This is a genomic window from Variovorax sp. GW821-FHT09B01, from assembly GCF_059418345.1.
Window position 1 is genome coordinate 238,701 of sequence record NZ_JBWKPQ010000008.1, and the last position, 13,635, is coordinate 252,335.

The 13,635-nt window shown below is 71.9% G+C and carries 12 protein-coding genes; 1 reads left to right on the forward strand and 11 read right to left on the reverse strand.

All coding sequences use genetic code 11. The annotated features are described in order from the left end of the window. Positions 1-24: 24 nt before the first annotated feature. Positions 25-783, reverse strand: coding sequence for an SDR family oxidoreductase (locus AC07RV_RS23195; protein ID WP_057590961.1), 759 nt, complete (start codon positions 781-783; stop codon positions 25-27). A gap of 137 nt (positions 784-920) precedes the next feature. Between AC07RV_RS23195 and AC07RV_RS23200 the strand changes: the two genes are divergently transcribed. After that, positions 921-1,808 carry a LysR family transcriptional regulator gene (locus AC07RV_RS23200; protein WP_296776877.1) on the forward strand — a complete coding sequence of 296 codons (888 nt, stop codon included), beginning with the start codon at positions 921-923 and terminating at the stop codon, positions 1,806-1,808. 3 nt (positions 1,809-1,811) lie between these two features. Here AC07RV_RS23200 and AC07RV_RS23205 read toward each other — a convergent pair whose 3' ends face one another. The 10 genes from AC07RV_RS23205 to AC07RV_RS23250 all read right to left on the reverse strand — a co-directional run bounded on the left by AC07RV_RS23205 (position 1,812) and on the right by AC07RV_RS23250 (position 13,606). Continuing rightward, entirely contained in the window at positions 1,812-2,675 is an 864-nt protein-coding gene (locus AC07RV_RS23205) for an isocitrate lyase/PEP mutase family protein (protein ID WP_296776879.1), read from the reverse strand. Beyond that, the gene (locus tag AC07RV_RS23210) at positions 2,672-4,087 is read right to left on the reverse strand and encodes an FAD-dependent oxidoreductase (RefSeq protein ID WP_296776883.1); all 1,416 of its coding nucleotides are present in this window, start codon (positions 4,085-4,087) and stop codon (positions 2,672-2,674) included. Before AC07RV_RS23210 ends, AC07RV_RS23205 begins: the two co-directional genes overlap by 4 nt. Further along, a complete protein-coding gene (locus AC07RV_RS23215) occupies positions 4,084-4,698 on the reverse strand; it encodes a cysteine hydrolase family protein (protein WP_296776886.1) in 615 nt (204 codons plus the stop codon). Before AC07RV_RS23215 ends, AC07RV_RS23210 begins: the two co-directional genes overlap by 4 nt. Then, on the reverse strand, positions 4,695-6,749 hold the full coding sequence (locus AC07RV_RS23220) for a hydantoinase/oxoprolinase family protein (protein WP_296776888.1): 2,055 nt from the start codon (positions 6,747-6,749) through the stop codon (positions 4,695-4,697). Before AC07RV_RS23220 ends, AC07RV_RS23215 begins: the two co-directional genes overlap by 4 nt. After that, the gene (locus AC07RV_RS23225) at positions 6,746-8,428 is read right to left on the reverse strand and encodes a hydantoinase B/oxoprolinase family protein (protein ID WP_296776890.1); all 1,683 of its coding nucleotides are present in this window, start codon (positions 8,426-8,428) and stop codon (positions 6,746-6,748) included. Before AC07RV_RS23225 ends, AC07RV_RS23220 begins: the two co-directional genes overlap by 4 nt. Positions 8,429-8,548: 120 nt before the next feature. Next, positions 8,549-9,517, reverse strand: a complete 969-nt coding sequence (locus tag AC07RV_RS23230; protein ID WP_057590954.1) for a Bug family tripartite tricarboxylate transporter substrate binding protein — start codon at positions 9,515-9,517, stop codon at positions 8,549-8,551. Between the two features lie 37 nt (positions 9,518-9,554). Next, the gene (locus tag AC07RV_RS23235; protein ID WP_296776892.1) at positions 9,555-10,880 is read right to left on the reverse strand and encodes an MmgE/PrpD family protein; all 1,326 of its coding nucleotides are present in this window, start codon (positions 10,878-10,880) and stop codon (positions 9,555-9,557) included. Beyond that, positions 10,870-11,382, reverse strand: coding sequence for a LeuD/DmdB family oxidoreductase small subunit (locus AC07RV_RS23240; RefSeq protein ID WP_296776894.1), 513 nt, complete (start codon positions 11,380-11,382; stop codon positions 10,870-10,872). The genes AC07RV_RS23235 and AC07RV_RS23240 overlap by 11 nt, the downstream gene beginning before the upstream one ends. Further along, positions 11,379-12,653 carry a 3-isopropylmalate dehydratase large subunit gene (locus AC07RV_RS23245; protein ID WP_296776897.1) on the reverse strand — a complete coding sequence of 425 codons (1,275 nt, stop codon included), beginning with the start codon at positions 12,651-12,653 and terminating at the stop codon, positions 11,379-11,381. The genes AC07RV_RS23240 and AC07RV_RS23245 overlap by 4 nt, the downstream gene beginning before the upstream one ends. Next, entirely contained in the window at positions 12,650-13,606 is a 957-nt protein-coding gene (locus AC07RV_RS23250) for a tripartite tricarboxylate transporter substrate binding protein (RefSeq protein WP_093353988.1), read from the reverse strand. The genes AC07RV_RS23245 and AC07RV_RS23250 overlap by 4 nt, the downstream gene beginning before the upstream one ends. Between the last annotated feature and the right edge of the window lie 29 nt (positions 13,607-13,635).

Below are 13,635 nucleotides of genomic sequence, written 5' to 3' on the forward strand. Positions count from 1 at the left end.
CATCCGCGCCATCGGGCTCGAGGATCAGAAGTCCTGCGCCACCGGCCGCAGCACGACTTCGTTGATGTCCACGTTCGCGGGCTGCTCCACCGCGTACACCACCGCGCGCGCCACCGAGTCCGAGGGGATCTGGCTGGCCTCGTAGAAGGCCTGCACGCCCGCGGCGGTCTCGGCATCGGTGGTGCCGAACTTCAGTTCGGACTCGACCGCGCCGGGCGAGACGATGGTCACGCGGATGCCGGTGTTGCCGACCTCCACGCGCAGGCCTTCCGAGATGGCGCGCACCGCGTACTTGGTGGCGCTGTAGACGGTGCCGATCGGCGTGAACACCTTGATGCCGGCGATCGAGGCCACGTTGACGATGTGGCCGCTGCCCTGCGCCTGCATGCGCGGCAGCACGGCGGCGATGCCGTAGAGCACGCCCTTGATGTTGACGTCGATGGTGCGGTCCCATTCGTCGACCTTGAGCTTCTCGATCGGCGACAGCGGCATCACGCCCGCGTTGTTGACCAGCACGTCGATGCGGCCGAAGGCCTCGACGGTGGCGGCGGCGAGCCGCTCGAGGTCCTCGCGCTTCGCCACGTCGGTGGCGACCGCGATCGCCTCGCCGCCGGCCTCGCGGATCTCGGCGACCACCTTCTCGAGCCGATCGGTGCGGCGCGCGGCCAGCACCACCTTCGCGCCGCGGGCGGCCAGGTGGCGGGCGGTGGATTCGCCGAGGCCGCTGCTGGCGCCGGTGACGATGGCAACCTTGCCGCGGATGTTGTCTTGAACGGAAGTCATGGTGTTTTCCTTGGGGTGGGCGTTGAAGAACTTGAAGAAGTGCATGCAGTGTGGAAAATCCGGGCGTTCCCGTAAATGAAACTCTCACGACTTCAGAATTCCTGATTCAGGAATACCCAACCCACCTGTCTCCCCCCATGTCGAACCGGCTCGAAGCCCTGCGCGTGTTCTGCGCCGCCGCCGATGCGGCCAACTTCCGCGATGCCGCCGTGCGCCTGGCGGTCTCGCCGCAGGTGGTCACGCGCGCCGTGCGCGAGCTCGAGGAGGAACTGGGCGAGCCGCTGTTCCACCGCAGCACGCGCGGCGTGCAGCTCACCGACTTCGGCCGCCAGCTCGCGCAGCGCGCGCGCACCGCGGTCGGCGGCGTCGATGCGCTGTTCCACCGCACCGACCGGCGCGCGCTCTCGCAGCACGCGGGCACGGTGCGCGTCACCGCGCCCAACGTCTATGGCCGGCGGCTGATTCCCGAGGCGCTGGCGCCGATGCTGGCCGCGCACCCGGGCCTGGTGCTCGACCTGCGGCTGTCGGAGGAACATGCCGACGTGGTCGACGAGCAGATCGACATCGGCGTGCGCGCCGGCCCGATCCGCGATGCGCGCTTCGTCGCGCGCACGGTCGGGCGCATGCAGCTGCGCGTGGTGGCGGCGCCGGCGCTGATCGCGCGCACCGGCATTCCGCAGAACATCGAGGCGCTGCCGGGCTTTCCGCTCACCGCGCTGCTCGACCGCAGCGTGGGCCGGCCGTGGTCCTGGTTCTTCAGCAAGGGGCGGCAGATGCCGGTGGCGGCGCCGGCCTTCATCAGCGACGACGTGGAGGCCGAGTGCACCGCCGTGCGCGCGGGCCTGGGCTTCGGCCAGCTCGCGGGGCCGCTGGCCGAGCCGCTGATCGCGTCGGGCGAGCTGGTCGAGGTGCTCGAGGCCGAGGCGCCCGAGTCCTGGCCGATCCATGTCTACCGCTCGCAGCGCGCGCCGGTGCCGGCGCGCGTGCGGCTGGTCTACGACGAACTCGTGCGCGCGCTGCGCTGAGACCTACTCGTACTTCTGTCCTTCGAGCATCAGCTCGGGCGTGCCGATCACCGCGTTGAGCGCATCGAAGTCCAGCATCTGCGGCCGCCACGGCTGCGTGGTGCGGTGGCGGCGCAGGCTCGCGTAGTAGCCCTGCAGCGTGTGCGTCACGGCGCGCGCCGTGCCGCCCGGGAAGATCGCGATGCGAAAGCCGTGCCGCTGCAGCGCGTCGGCATCCTCGATCGGCGTCTTGCCGCCTTCGACCATGTTGGCCAGCAGCGGCACGCGGTCGCCGAAGCGCCGGCAGGCCGCGTCCATCTGCTCGGGCGAACGCAGCGCCTCGATGAAGAGCGCGTCCACGCCGCAGGCGAGATAGGCCTCGGCGCGGTCGAGCGCGGCCTCCATGCCCTCGACCGCCACCGCGTCGGTGCGCGCGAGGATCAGGGTTTCGCTCGAGCTGCGCGCGTCGAGCGCGGCCTTGAGCTTGCCGACCATCTCGCGCTCGGACACCACGGCCTTGCCGTCGAGATGGCCGCAGCGCTTGGGAAAGGTCTGGTCCTCGATCTGCACCATGGCCGCGCCCGCGCGCTCGAAGCCGCGCACGGTGCGCTGGGTGTTGAGCGCGTTGCCGAAGCCGGTGTCGGCATCGACGATCACCGGCACGCGCACGCGCTCGGTGATGCGCGCCAGCGTGTCGGCCACCTCGGTGAAGGTGGTGAGGCCGACGTCGGAGCGGCCGAGCCGCGTGTAGGCGATGGAGGCGCCCGAGAGGTACAGCGCCTCGAAGCCGGCCTGCTCGGCCACCAGCGCGCTGAGCGCGTCGTACACGCCGGGCGCGAGCACGATGTCGTTGCGCGCGAGCCGGGTCTTGAAAGAGGGATTCGTCATGCGGAGTTCGTCCTGGTTGGATTGCGTGCGGCGAGCGTGCGCGCCGCGATGTAGCCGCCGGCCACGGCGCTCAGCAGGCCGTTGCCGGAGAGATAGCCCCAGACCGCGTCGCCCGACACGCCACCCGCCGCGCCGCCCGCGGCCAGCAGGTTGTGAAAGGGCATGCCGTCGTGGCGCAGCACGCGCATGTCGGGCGCGGTGTCGAGGCCGCCCTGGGTGTGGAACAGCGCGCCCGTGACCTTGACCGCGAAGTACGGTGCCTCGAGTCCGCGCGCGAACGCGCGGCCGTCGGACGTAGGCGTGCCGGTGCGCATCGCGTCGAGCGTGGCCTGCAGCACCGCGGCCTCGCAGCCGATGCAGTCGGCCAGTGCGGCCACCGACTCGCAGCGCCGCACGGCACCCGCCGCCTCGGCCTCGCAGAAGTCGGGAAAGCCGCGCGCCAGCGCGAGCAGCGGCGCGTCGAACACGTTCCAGGCGATGCCGCCCGGCTGCGCGAGCACATGCACCGCGGCTTCCGAGTAGCCCTGGGTCTCGTCATGAAAGCGCCGGCCCTCGCAGTTGAGCTGCACGCCGCCTTCCATCATCACGGCCCAGGACATGAGCGCGCCCTGCGGCGTGACCCAGGAGCCATGGCCCTGGTAGCCGCCGAGGTCGCGCAGCCTCGCGCCCAGCGCCTCGCCCCAGAGGATCGCGCTGCCGTCGTTGCCCACGTGGCCGCCGAACGCGGCCTCGGCCATCTCGGGCAGCAGCGTGCGCACCATCCGCGCATTGCCGCCGAAACCGTTGCAGGCCAGCAGCAGCGCATCGCAGCCCAGCGTCTCGCGGCTGCCGTCGGGGCGCGCGTACTCGACGCCGACCACGCGGTCGCCATCATCGAGCACCAGCGTGTCGACCAGCGCCTGCGTCAGCACCGGAATGCCGGCCGCCTCGGCGGCCGACTGCAGCGCCGCCATCAGCGCGGCGCCGGTCTTCTGTTCGAGCGCATGCATGCGGTGCACGCCATGGCCCGGATAGAGGAAGCCATCGAGCAGCAGCCACCGCAGCCCGTGCCGTGCCTGCAGCGCATCGAGCGCCGGGCCGATGGCCCCCGCATAGGCCGCGACCAGCGCGGGTGCCGCGCGGCCATGGGCCTTGGCCTGGATGTCGGCGGCGAAGCGCTCGGCGCTGTCGTCGAGCACGCCGTGCGCGCGCTGCGCGAGCGTGCCGGGCGCGGGGATGAAGCCCGAGGAGAGCGCGGTCGATCCGCTGGGCAGCGCATCGCGCTCGAGCACCACGCAGTCCACGCCCGCGTCGGCCAGCATCAGCGCGGCCGTGAGCCCGCAGGCGCCGCCGCCGACGATCGCCACCGGCACGCGCACCTCGGCCTCGACCGAGGCCGCGCGGCGCACCGGTCGCGACGGGTTCGAACTCATGCGAGCGACGCGGCGAAGGCCGCGCAGTCCGTCACCTCGGCCACGTTGCGCATGTCGGCCAGCGAGGTCTGGTGCCTTTCCTCGCCGAAGGCCGCGCAGCCGTCGGCCAGCACCAGCGTGCGGTAGTCGCGCATGTGCGCATCGCGCACCGTGCTCGCGACGCCGCCATTGGTGACGATGCCGCAGACCGCCACCGTGTCGATGCCCGCGCGGCGCAGCACCCAGTCGAGCTGGGTGTTGAAGAAGGCCGAGTACGCGACCTTGCTCACGTTCACGTCGACCAGCCCGGCCAGCGCGTCGACATTGGCCTGGCCCCAGCTGCCGGGCGCGAAGTCGCCCTTGGCGAGGTACGGGCGCAGCGCCTTCAGGTGCGGCGACACCATCGGCTCGCCCGAAGCATCGGGCCACAGCGTGAACTGGCTCGCCACCACCATGCCGCCCGCGGCCTTGAGCGCGCGCGCCACCGCGGCCACGCGCGCCGGCAGCAGCAGCGCCGGCGGGTTGGTATCGCCGCCGCGCGCATAGGCGCCCCGGGCATCGAGGAAGTCGTTCTGCAGGTCGATGATGACCAGCGCGGTGCGTGCCGCGATCGGTTGCCTGGCTTCGCTCATGACAGCCTCACGAGAAGGTTGCCGTGCGCATCGACCTCGGCATGGAAGCCGGGTTCGAGCCACACGGTGGTGTCGGCCTGCTCGAGGATCGCGGGTCCCTCGATGCGCGCGGCCACCGGCAGCTCCAGGCGCGCATAGCGTTGCGCCTCGTGCCAGCGGCCGTCGTGGAACACGCGCTGCGTGCCCAGCGGCGCGGTGCTGCCCTGCCCCTCGGGCGCGAGCACCTTGAGGTCGAACTTGGGCCGCACGCCGATGCGTGCATAGCGCAGGTTCATCACGCGGATCGCGATGCCCTCGAGCACGCGGCCGAAGGCAGCCGTGTAGCTGGCCTCGAAGGCGGCGCGGATGGCCGCGGCCGTGAGCGGCGCGCTGCCCAGCACCACGGGCAGCGTGTGCGTCTGGCCCGCGTAGAGCATGTCGAGCGCGATCACCTCGCGCACCTCCTCGAAGCGCACGCCCGAGGAATCGAGGCGCTGCTGGCAGCTCGCGGCCAGCTCGTCGATGCGGCGCTGGACCTCCGCCACGTCGAGTTCGGCCAGCGGCTTGTTGAGGGTCTGCACCGCGTCGTGGCGCATGTCGGCGATCACGCAGCCCAGCGCCGAGGTCACGCCGGGATAGCGCGGCACGATGCCGGTGGCCACGCCGACCTCGCGCATCATCGCGCACACGTGCAGCGCGCCGCCGCCGCCGAAGGGCATGTAGGCGAAGCGGCGCGGATCGTGCCCGCGCTCGATCGACACCAGGCGAATGGCGCCAGCCATGCGCGCATTGGCGACCGTGAGGATGGCCTCGGCGGCCGCGTGCACGTCCAGGCCCAGCGGGCGCGCGACGTGTTCCTCGATGGCCTGGCGCGACTTCTCGCCGTCGAGCGCCGCGAGCAGGCCGCCGCCGAGCGGCCGATCGGCCGCGATGCGGCCCAGCAGCACGTTGGCGTCGGTCACCGTGGGGCGCATGTTGCCGCGCCCGTAGCAGGCCGGGCCCGGCACGCTGCCGGCCGACTCGGGGCCCACCTGCAGCATGCCGCTCGCATCCACCGAGGCGATCGATCCGCCGCCCGCGCCGATGGTCTCGATCTGGATCATCGGCGAGCGGATCACCATGCCGAACTCGATCGCGGTCTGCGCCGCCAGCGCGGCCTCGCCGTTGGCCACCAGCGAGACGTCGAACGAGGTGCCGCCCATGTCGCCCGTGATCGCGTTCGGGAAGCCGGCCGCGCGCGCGATGGCCGCGCAGGCGATCACGCCGGCCGCCGGGCCCGACAGCGCGGTGCGCACCGGCAGGTCGCTCGCGGTCTGGCGCGACATCACGCCGCCGTTGCTCTGCACCACCAGCAACTCGCCCGCGAAGCCCTGCGCGCGCAGGTCCGACTCGAGCCGGCCGAGGTAGCTGCCCACCACCGGCTGCAGCGCGGCATTGAGCGTGGCGGTCGAGCAGCGCTCGAATTCGCGGATCTCGGGCAGCACCTCGCTGGCCGAGGTGACGTGCGGATTCGGCCAGAGCTCGCGCACCGCCGCGACCGCGAGCCGCTCGTTCGCCGGGTTGGCGTAGGTGTTGATGAAGAACACGCAGACCGCCTCGCAGCCGGCCTCGAGCAGCGCGCGCGCCTCGGCGCGCACCTGGTCGAGATCGACCGCGGTGTGCAGGGTGCCGTCGGCCAGCACGCGCTCGTCGACCTCGCGGCGCAGGTCGCGCGGCACCACGGGCAGGAAGCTGCCGCGCAGGCCCCAGGTCTGGGGCCGGTCGCGGCGGCGCATCTCGAGCACGTCGCGGAAGCCGCGCGTGGTGATGATGCCGGTGCGCGCCACCTTGCGCTCGAGCAGCGCATTGGTGCCGACGGTGGTGCCGTGCACGATGGTGGCGATGGCCGCGGCCGAATCCGCCACGCGTGCCACGCCGTTCATGAAGCCGCGCGCTTCCTCGCCGCGCGTGGACGGCACCTTGACGATGCGTGCCGTGCCGTTCGCCTCGTCGAGCACGAACAGGTCGGTGAAGGTGCCGCCGACGTCGACGCCGACGACCAGGGAATTGCGGGAGTTGCCAGGGGAGCTCATTCGGATGCCTTGTCGTCGTTGCCGGTCGTCACATAGCCCATCGCGCGGTCGGCCGCGCGCTGCGCCGCGGGCCGCTCGGCGGCCTCGCCCCAGCCGCCGCCGCCCGGCGTCTCGAGCCGCACGCGCTCGCCGCGCTCGAGCCGGATGCCGCGCATCTTCGAGACCATCGGCGGCACGTGCCATTCGCCCGCGTTCTCGTAGCGGAACACGTTGACCGCGCCTGCGCCGCCGCCCGCGATGCCCTTGGGCGGCGAGGTGCCGCGCTCGCCGAACACGAAGACTTCGGCGTCCTGCTCGAGCAGTTCGATCTCGTAGACGGCGCCGAGGCCGCCGCGGTGCCGGCCGTCGCCGCCCGAATCGGCGCGCAGCGACCATTCGGTGAAGCGCACCGGATAGGCGGCCTCGAGGATCTCCAGCGGCGGAATGGTCGCGGTCGAGATCGGCGCATTGCCGTGCGAGAGTCCGTCGCCGCCCGAATGGCCGCCATGGCCGCCGCCGAAGAAGCTGAACATCACCCAGCGCTGGCCCTCGCGGCCCTTGTCGCTGCGGTGGCCCGCGATCGACAGCGCATTGATGGTGCCGTAGGCCTGCGCGACGGCGCGCGTGGGATCGGCCTGCGCGGCGGCGCTGAAGATCACGTCGATCATGCGCAGGATGGTCTCGGTGTAGCCGCCGACCGGGCGTGGCCGCTCGGCGCTGATCACCAGCTTGTCGGGAATCAGGAAATCCACCGCGTCGAGCACGCCGGCATTGGCGGGCACGTCGGGGAACAGGTGCTTGAGCGCGACGTAGCAGGCCGCCACGGCCGTGGCGCGCGAGATGTTGACCGGCCCCGCGCATTGCGCCGAGGTGCGCGAGAAGTCGAGCAGCAGCCGGTCGCCGGCCACCGTCATGTCGAGCGCGATGGTCAGCGGCTCGTTCACGATGCCGTCGTTGTCGAGCAGGTCCTCGAAGCTGTAGCGGCCGTCGGGCAGCGAGGCGATGTGCGAGCGCATCAGCCGCAGCGCGCGGCCGCGCAGCTCGCCGAGCGCGTTCAGCACCAGCTCATCGCCGTACTCGTCGAGCAGGCCGTGCAGCCGCTTCGCGCCGAGCTCGAGCGCCGCGAGCTGGCCGTTGAGGTCGCCCCAGAGGCTGTCGGGCAGGCGCGTGTTGGCCTGCAGGATCGCGAGCACGTCGGCATCGAGCTTTCCGTCGCGCACGATGCGCACCGGCGGGATCTGCACCGCCTCCTGCCAGCACTCGGTGGCCGCGGGGTTGTAGTTGCCGGGCACCGCGCCGCCCACGTCGTGCCAGTGCGCGGCCGAGGCCATGTGGCAGTAGAGCTTGCCGTGGCGGAAGAAGGGCTTGACCAGCTTGAAGTCGTTGGCGTGCGTGCCGCCGTCGTAGGCATCGTTGCTGATCCAGATGTCGCCGTCCTTCATGCCGCCGCGCGGCGCGGCCGCGGCGATGGTGGCGCGCACCGCGAAGGCCATGGCGCCGACGAACACCGGCAGGCCCGACTTGCCCTGCACCAGCGTGTCGCCGCTGGTCGCGTCGTACAGGCCGTGGCAGGCGTCGTGCGCCTCGGCGATGATGGGATTGAACGCGCTGCGGTAGAGCGTGGCGTCCATCTCGTCGGCCACCTGCTCGAGGCGGCCGCGCAGCACGGCGAGCGTGACGGGGTCGAGTGTGTCGTTCATTCGGTTCTCCATGTCGATGCGGCTCTCTTCGCGGAATACCGCGGAACCGGCTTTGCCGGGCCGCAGGTATTGCCCCCTGGAAGGGGGTTGGCGGCCACACGAAGTGGGCAAGCCTGGGGGTCAGTCAACTTTTGCGCCGCTGGTCTTCACGACTTTGGCCCATTTGTCGATTTCCTTTTTCACGTGGGCGGCGAATTCCGCCTGCGTGGAACCCACCGGCTCGGCGCCCAGCGCGGCCAGCTTCTCGCGCACCTCGGGCAACTTGAGGATGCGCTGCACCTCGGCCGAGAGCTTGTCGACCACCGGCTGCGGCGTGCCCTTGGGCGCGAACAGGCCCGACCAGGCATCGGCATAGAAGCCCGGGTAGCTCTCGGCGATGGTCGGCAGGTCCGGCAGCGAAGGCGAACGGCGCAGGCTGGTGAGCGCGATCGCGCGCAGCTTGCCGGCCTTGACGTGCGGCAGCGCCGAGGGCAGCCCGTCGACCATCATCTGCACCTGGCCGGCCAGCAGGTCGGAGACCGCCGGCGCGCTGCCCTTGTAGGGCACGTGCGTGATGTCGACGCCGGCCTCGGCCTTGAGCATCTCCATGCCCAGGTGCGCGGCCGTGCCGTTGCCCAGCGACGCGTAGTTGAGCTTGCCGGGCTCCTTCTTCGCGAGCGCGACCAGCTCGGCCAGGTTCTTCGCGGGCACCGAGGGATGCACCACCAGCACGTTGGGCACCACGGCCACCTGGCTGATGGCGACGAAGTCAGCCACCGGGTCGTAGGGCATCCTGCTGTAGAGCGAGGTGTTGATGGCGTGCGAGCCGGTCACGCCCATCACCAGCGTGTAGCCGTCGGCCGGCGCCTTGGCCACGAGGTCCGAGCCCACGTTGCCGCCCGCGCCCGCGCGGTTGTCGACCACCACGGGCTGGCCCCAGTGCTCGCTCATCTTCACCGCGACCAGCCGCGCCGCGGCATCGGTGGCACCGCCCGGCGGGAAGGGCACGACGATGCGGATCGCCTTGTCGGGAAAGCCGCCGGCCTGGGCGGCGGCGACGAGCGGCAGGCACACGAGCAGCGTGCTGGCGAGGTAGCGCAGGAGTTTCATGGTGGGTGGGGCGTGAAGGTGGTGAAGAGGAATCGGGTCAGAGCCGTTGCCACAGCGCGCCGAGCGCGGTGCCGGCGGGCGCGTCGAGCACGCCGTCGCAGAAGGCCTGGGCGCGCGCGGGTGCGACGGACCGGGCTGCGTAGTGCGCGAACTTGGCGAGCAGGGTTGCGCGGTCCAGCGGGTTCTGGGCGTCGCCCGCGATGGTGGTCACGGTCTCTTCGTGCGTGACGCCGTCGTGCGTCAGCGCGAGCGTGGCGCCACGCTCGCGGCGCGCCGTGAGACCGGCATCGACCTCGAGCTCGACCAGCGCCTCGAGCCGGCGCAGCTCGGCGTCGTCGAAGCGCGGCGCGGCATACACCGAGGGGTCGACATCGCCGAAGCGCAGCATCGCCGCGAGGCCGAAGCTCAGGCTGAACTGCGCCTGGATCGGCGTGCGCGGCGCGCGGTTGCCGCAGTAGACGATCGCCTCCTCGTACACCGTGAGCACGATGCGGCGGATGCCCGCGGTGTCGCCGCCCAGCCGTTCGCGCAACGCACGCGCGGCGGTCGCGCCGTAGTGCACGTGGCGCACGGCCGCGAAGGGCTTGAGGTAGGCGTCGCGCAGCAGCAGCGTCGACGCATCGGGCAGCGGCTGCGCGGCCGCTGCCGCATGATTCGCCGCGTAGTGGGCCAGCGCGCCCTCGGGCGCGTCGATGCCGGCCGCGCTCGCGAAGGCCGCCTGCAGCCCCAGCGAGGCGCTGTGGCCCAGGTAGGTGTTGCGGGCGGTGCGGCCCTGCGCCACCGGCAGGTAGAGGCTGGTGGCGAGCTGGCAGGCCGCGATGTCGATGGCCTGCACGATGGCTTCGGGCGCCAGGCCCAGCAGCCGCGCCGCGCCCGCCGCCACGCCGAGCGCGGGCCAGTTGGCGTCCACATGCATGCCGGGGCGGATGCGCAGCCAGGCGCCGCAGCGCGCGCCGACCTCGTAGCCGAGCACGAAGGCATCGACGAATTCGCCGAGGCTGGCATCGCGCCGCAGCGCGAGCGGCAGCAGCGCCGCCACCAGCGGTACGCCGGGCCGGCCGTGCGCGAGCGCATGGCCTTCGCAGGCTTCGTCCCAGGTCGCGGCCATGGCGATGACCTGCGCGGCCGCCTGCACCGACAACGACTGCCCGGCGGGGAACGCGAAGCCGCCCGGTTCGCAGGCGGCGAGCGCGGCCTCGAGCCGGCGCACCTCGCCCGCCTGCCGGCCCGCGAGCGCGCAGCCGACGGTGTCGGCCAGCAGCCGCCGCGCCTGCGAGGCGGCCTCGGCATTGGCCGGCCGCGCCGCATGCAGCGCCACCACGGCCTGCAGCACCGCGCGTTGCGGATCGATGTCAGGCGGCATCGGCTTCCTTCTTCGCCGCCATGCGACGGCGCAGCAGCGGCAACAGGCCACCGGCCTCGACCATCTCGGTCAGGAAGCCCGGCACGGGCTCGCAGACCAGCGTGCGCCCGTCGGCACCGCGCAGCGCGGGCGTGCCGATGTCGAGTGCGATGCGCTCGCCGTCGTGCAGCGACTCGGCCTCCGCGCAGGTCAGCAGCAGCAGGCCGACATTGAAGGCATTGCGGAAGAAGAGCCCGCTGTACGAGGGCGCGATCACCGCGGCCACGCCCAGCTGCACCAGCACGGCCGCGGCCTGCTCGCGCGAGGAGCCGATGCCGAAGTTGGGGCCGGCCACGATCACGTCGCCCGAGCGAACCTCGCGCGCGAACTCGGGGCGGATGGCTTCGAGGCAGTGCTGCGCGATGCGGTCGATGCCATGCTTCATCGCATGGCCGGGCGCGAGCGCGTCGGTGTCGATGTCGGCGCCCAGGCGCCAGACCCGGTGCATGTTTTGATCGCTCATCCCAGCACCTCGCGCGGATCGGTCACGCAGCCACGCAAGGCGGCGGCGGCCACCGTGTAGGGCGAGCCCAGGTAGACCTGCGCGGTCGGCGAGCCCATGCGGCCCTTGAAGTTGCGCGCGGTGGTCGAGATGACAGTGATGTCGTCGCCCATCGGGTCGCCATAGCCCGAGCAGGCGCCGCAGGCGGTGGGGAACAGCTCGGCGCCGGCCTCCATCAGCACCTGCAGCACGCCCTCCTCGCGCGCCTGCTCCTGGTCGCGCAGGCTCGCGGGTGCCACGATCAGGCGGATGCCGTTCGCGACCTTGTGGCCGCGCAGCACCTGCGCGGCGGCGCGCAGGTCGTCGAGCTTGGCGCCGGTGCAGGCGCCGATGTAGGCCACGTCGACCGGCGTGCCGACGAAGCGGCTCACGCCATGCGCATTGGCCGGGCTGTGCGGCGCGGCCACGTGGGGTTCGAGCGTGGCGGCATCGAAGCGGTGGTCCGTGAGCGCGGCATCGGCGTCGGTGAACCATGGCGCCATGTCGACCGGCGGCGCGCCGGCACCGGCCAGGAACGCGGCCGTGGTGGCATCGGGTGCGATCAGCCCGGCCTGCGCGCCGAGCTCGGCGCTCATGTTCGAGAGCGTCATGCGCTCCTGCATCGACAGCGCGACCACCGCCGGCCCCGCGAACTCCACGGCCTGGTAGCGGCCGCCGTTCATGCCGAAGCGGCCGATCATGTGCAGCATCATGTCCTTGGCGGTCACGCCCGCGGGCAGCGCGCCGTCCCACCACATGCGCAGGGTCTCGGGCACGCGCAGCCAGATCTCGCCCGTGACCACCACGCCGAGCATCTCGGTGCTGCCGACGCCGAACATGTAGGCGCCGAAGGCACCGCCCGTGGGCGAGTGCGAGTCGCCGCCCACGCACAACATGCCGGGGCGGATGTGGCCGTGCTGCGGCACCACCACGTGGCAGATGCCCTGGCTGTCGTAGACATGCGGCAGCTTCTGATCGCGCGCCCAATCGCGCGCGATGCGCACGATGCGGCGCGAGTCGTCGTCGCGCTCGGGCACGTAATGGTCCATCACGAGCACCACGCGCGAGCGATCCCAGATCTGCGCGCCCAGTTCCTCGAGCATGGGCTGCAGGCGGCGCGGTCCCGAGGAGTCGTGGAACATCGCGAGGTCGACGCCGCAGGTCACGATCTCGCCCACCGCCACCCGCTCGCGGCCGCTGGCGCGCGCGATGAGCTTCTGCGCCAGGGTCTGTGCTGAAGCCGTCGCGCTCATTCGGGCTTGGCTCCCGAGAACTTGACCACCTTGGCCCAGCGCACGATCTCGCTCTGCACGAAGGCCGAGAACTGCTCGCTCGAATTGCCGACGGGGATCGCACCCTCGATCTCGAGGCGCTGGCGCATGTCGGCCTGCTGCAGCGCATGGCGCGCGGCATCGCCGATCTGCTTGATGCGCTCGGCCGGCATGCGCGCGGGGCCGAACAGGCCGAACCAGGCGCTCGACTCGTAGCCGGGCAGCGCCTCGGCGATGGCCGGCACCTCGGGGAAGGCCGGCAGCCGCTTGGCCGTGGTCACGCCCAGCGCCTTGAGCTTGCCGGCCTGGATGTGGGCCTTGACGTTGCCCACGGCCGCGAACATCAGCTGCACCTGGCCCGCGAGCACGTCCTGCACGGCAGGTGAGGTGCCCTTGTAGGGGATGTTCACGATGTCCACGCCCGACTGCATCTTGAAGGCCTCGCCCGCCATGTGCAGCGAGGAGCCCACGGCGCCGATCGCGAAGTTGAGCTGGCCCGGCTTCGCCTTGGCGAGCGCGATCAGCTCGCGCACGTCCTTCGCGGGCAGCGAGGGATGAGCCACAAGGATCGAGGGCGAGGTCGCGACGCAGGTGAGCGCGGTGAAGTCCTTGACCGGATCGAAGGGCAGGCTCGGATAGAGCGTGGCATTGATCGCATGGCTGGTGAAGCTCATCAGCAGCGTGTTGCCGTCGGGCGCGGCCTTGGCCACGGCATCGGCCGCGATGTTGCCGCCCGCGCCGGGCTTGTTCTCGACGATGACGTTGCGGCCCAAAGCCGGGCCCATGCTCACGGCCAGCGAGCGCGCCAGCGTGTCGGTGGAGCCGCCCGCGGGTGCGCCGACCAGGATGCGCACCGGCGCGCCGCCGATCTGCGCCAGGCTGTTGCCGGCCCATGCCGCGGCCAGCGACGAAAGGAGGATGTCGCGTCTTTTCATGTGTTGTTCTCCGAAAGAGATCGTGGGGA

Excerpts from the sequence above, each read along its gene's own strand:
- AC07RV_RS23195 (WP_057590961.1), bottom strand. The coding sequence starts at position 783 with ATGACTTCCGTTCAAGACAACATCCGCGGCAAGGTTGCCATCGTCACC.
- AC07RV_RS23200 (WP_296776877.1), top strand. The coding sequence starts at position 921 with ATGTCGAACCGGCTCGAAGCCCTGCGCGTGTTCTGCGCCGCCGCCGAT.
- AC07RV_RS23205 (WP_296776879.1), bottom strand. The coding sequence starts at position 2,675 with ATGACGAATCCCTCTTTCAAGACCCGGCTCGCGCGCAACGACATCGTG.
- AC07RV_RS23210 (WP_296776883.1), bottom strand. The coding sequence starts at position 4,087 with ATGAGTTCGAACCCGTCGCGACCGGTGCGCCGCGCGGCCTCGGTCGAG.
- AC07RV_RS23215 (WP_296776886.1), bottom strand. The coding sequence starts at position 4,698 with ATGAGCGAAGCCAGGCAACCGATCGCGGCACGCACCGCGCTGGTCATC.
- AC07RV_RS23220 (WP_296776888.1), bottom strand. The coding sequence starts at position 6,749 with ATGAGCTCCCCTGGCAACTCCCGCAATTCCCTGGTCGTCGGCGTCGAC.
- AC07RV_RS23225 (WP_296776890.1), bottom strand. The coding sequence starts at position 8,428 with ATGAACGACACACTCGACCCCGTCACGCTCGCCGTGCTGCGCGGCCGC.
- AC07RV_RS23230 (WP_057590954.1), bottom strand. The coding sequence starts at position 9,517 with ATGAAACTCCTGCGCTACCTCGCCAGCACGCTGCTCGTGTGCCTGCCG.
- AC07RV_RS23235 (WP_296776892.1), bottom strand. The coding sequence starts at position 10,880 with ATGCCGCCTGACATCGATCCGCAACGCGCGGTGCTGCAGGCCGTGGTG.
- AC07RV_RS23240 (WP_296776894.1), bottom strand. The coding sequence starts at position 11,382 with ATGAGCGATCAAAACATGCACCGGGTCTGGCGCCTGGGCGCCGACATC.
- AC07RV_RS23245 (WP_296776897.1), bottom strand. The coding sequence starts at position 12,653 with ATGAGCGCGACGGCTTCAGCACAGACCCTGGCGCAGAAGCTCATCGCG.
- AC07RV_RS23250 (WP_093353988.1), bottom strand. The coding sequence starts at position 13,606 with ATGAAAAGACGCGACATCCTCCTTTCGTCGCTGGCCGCGGCATGGGCC.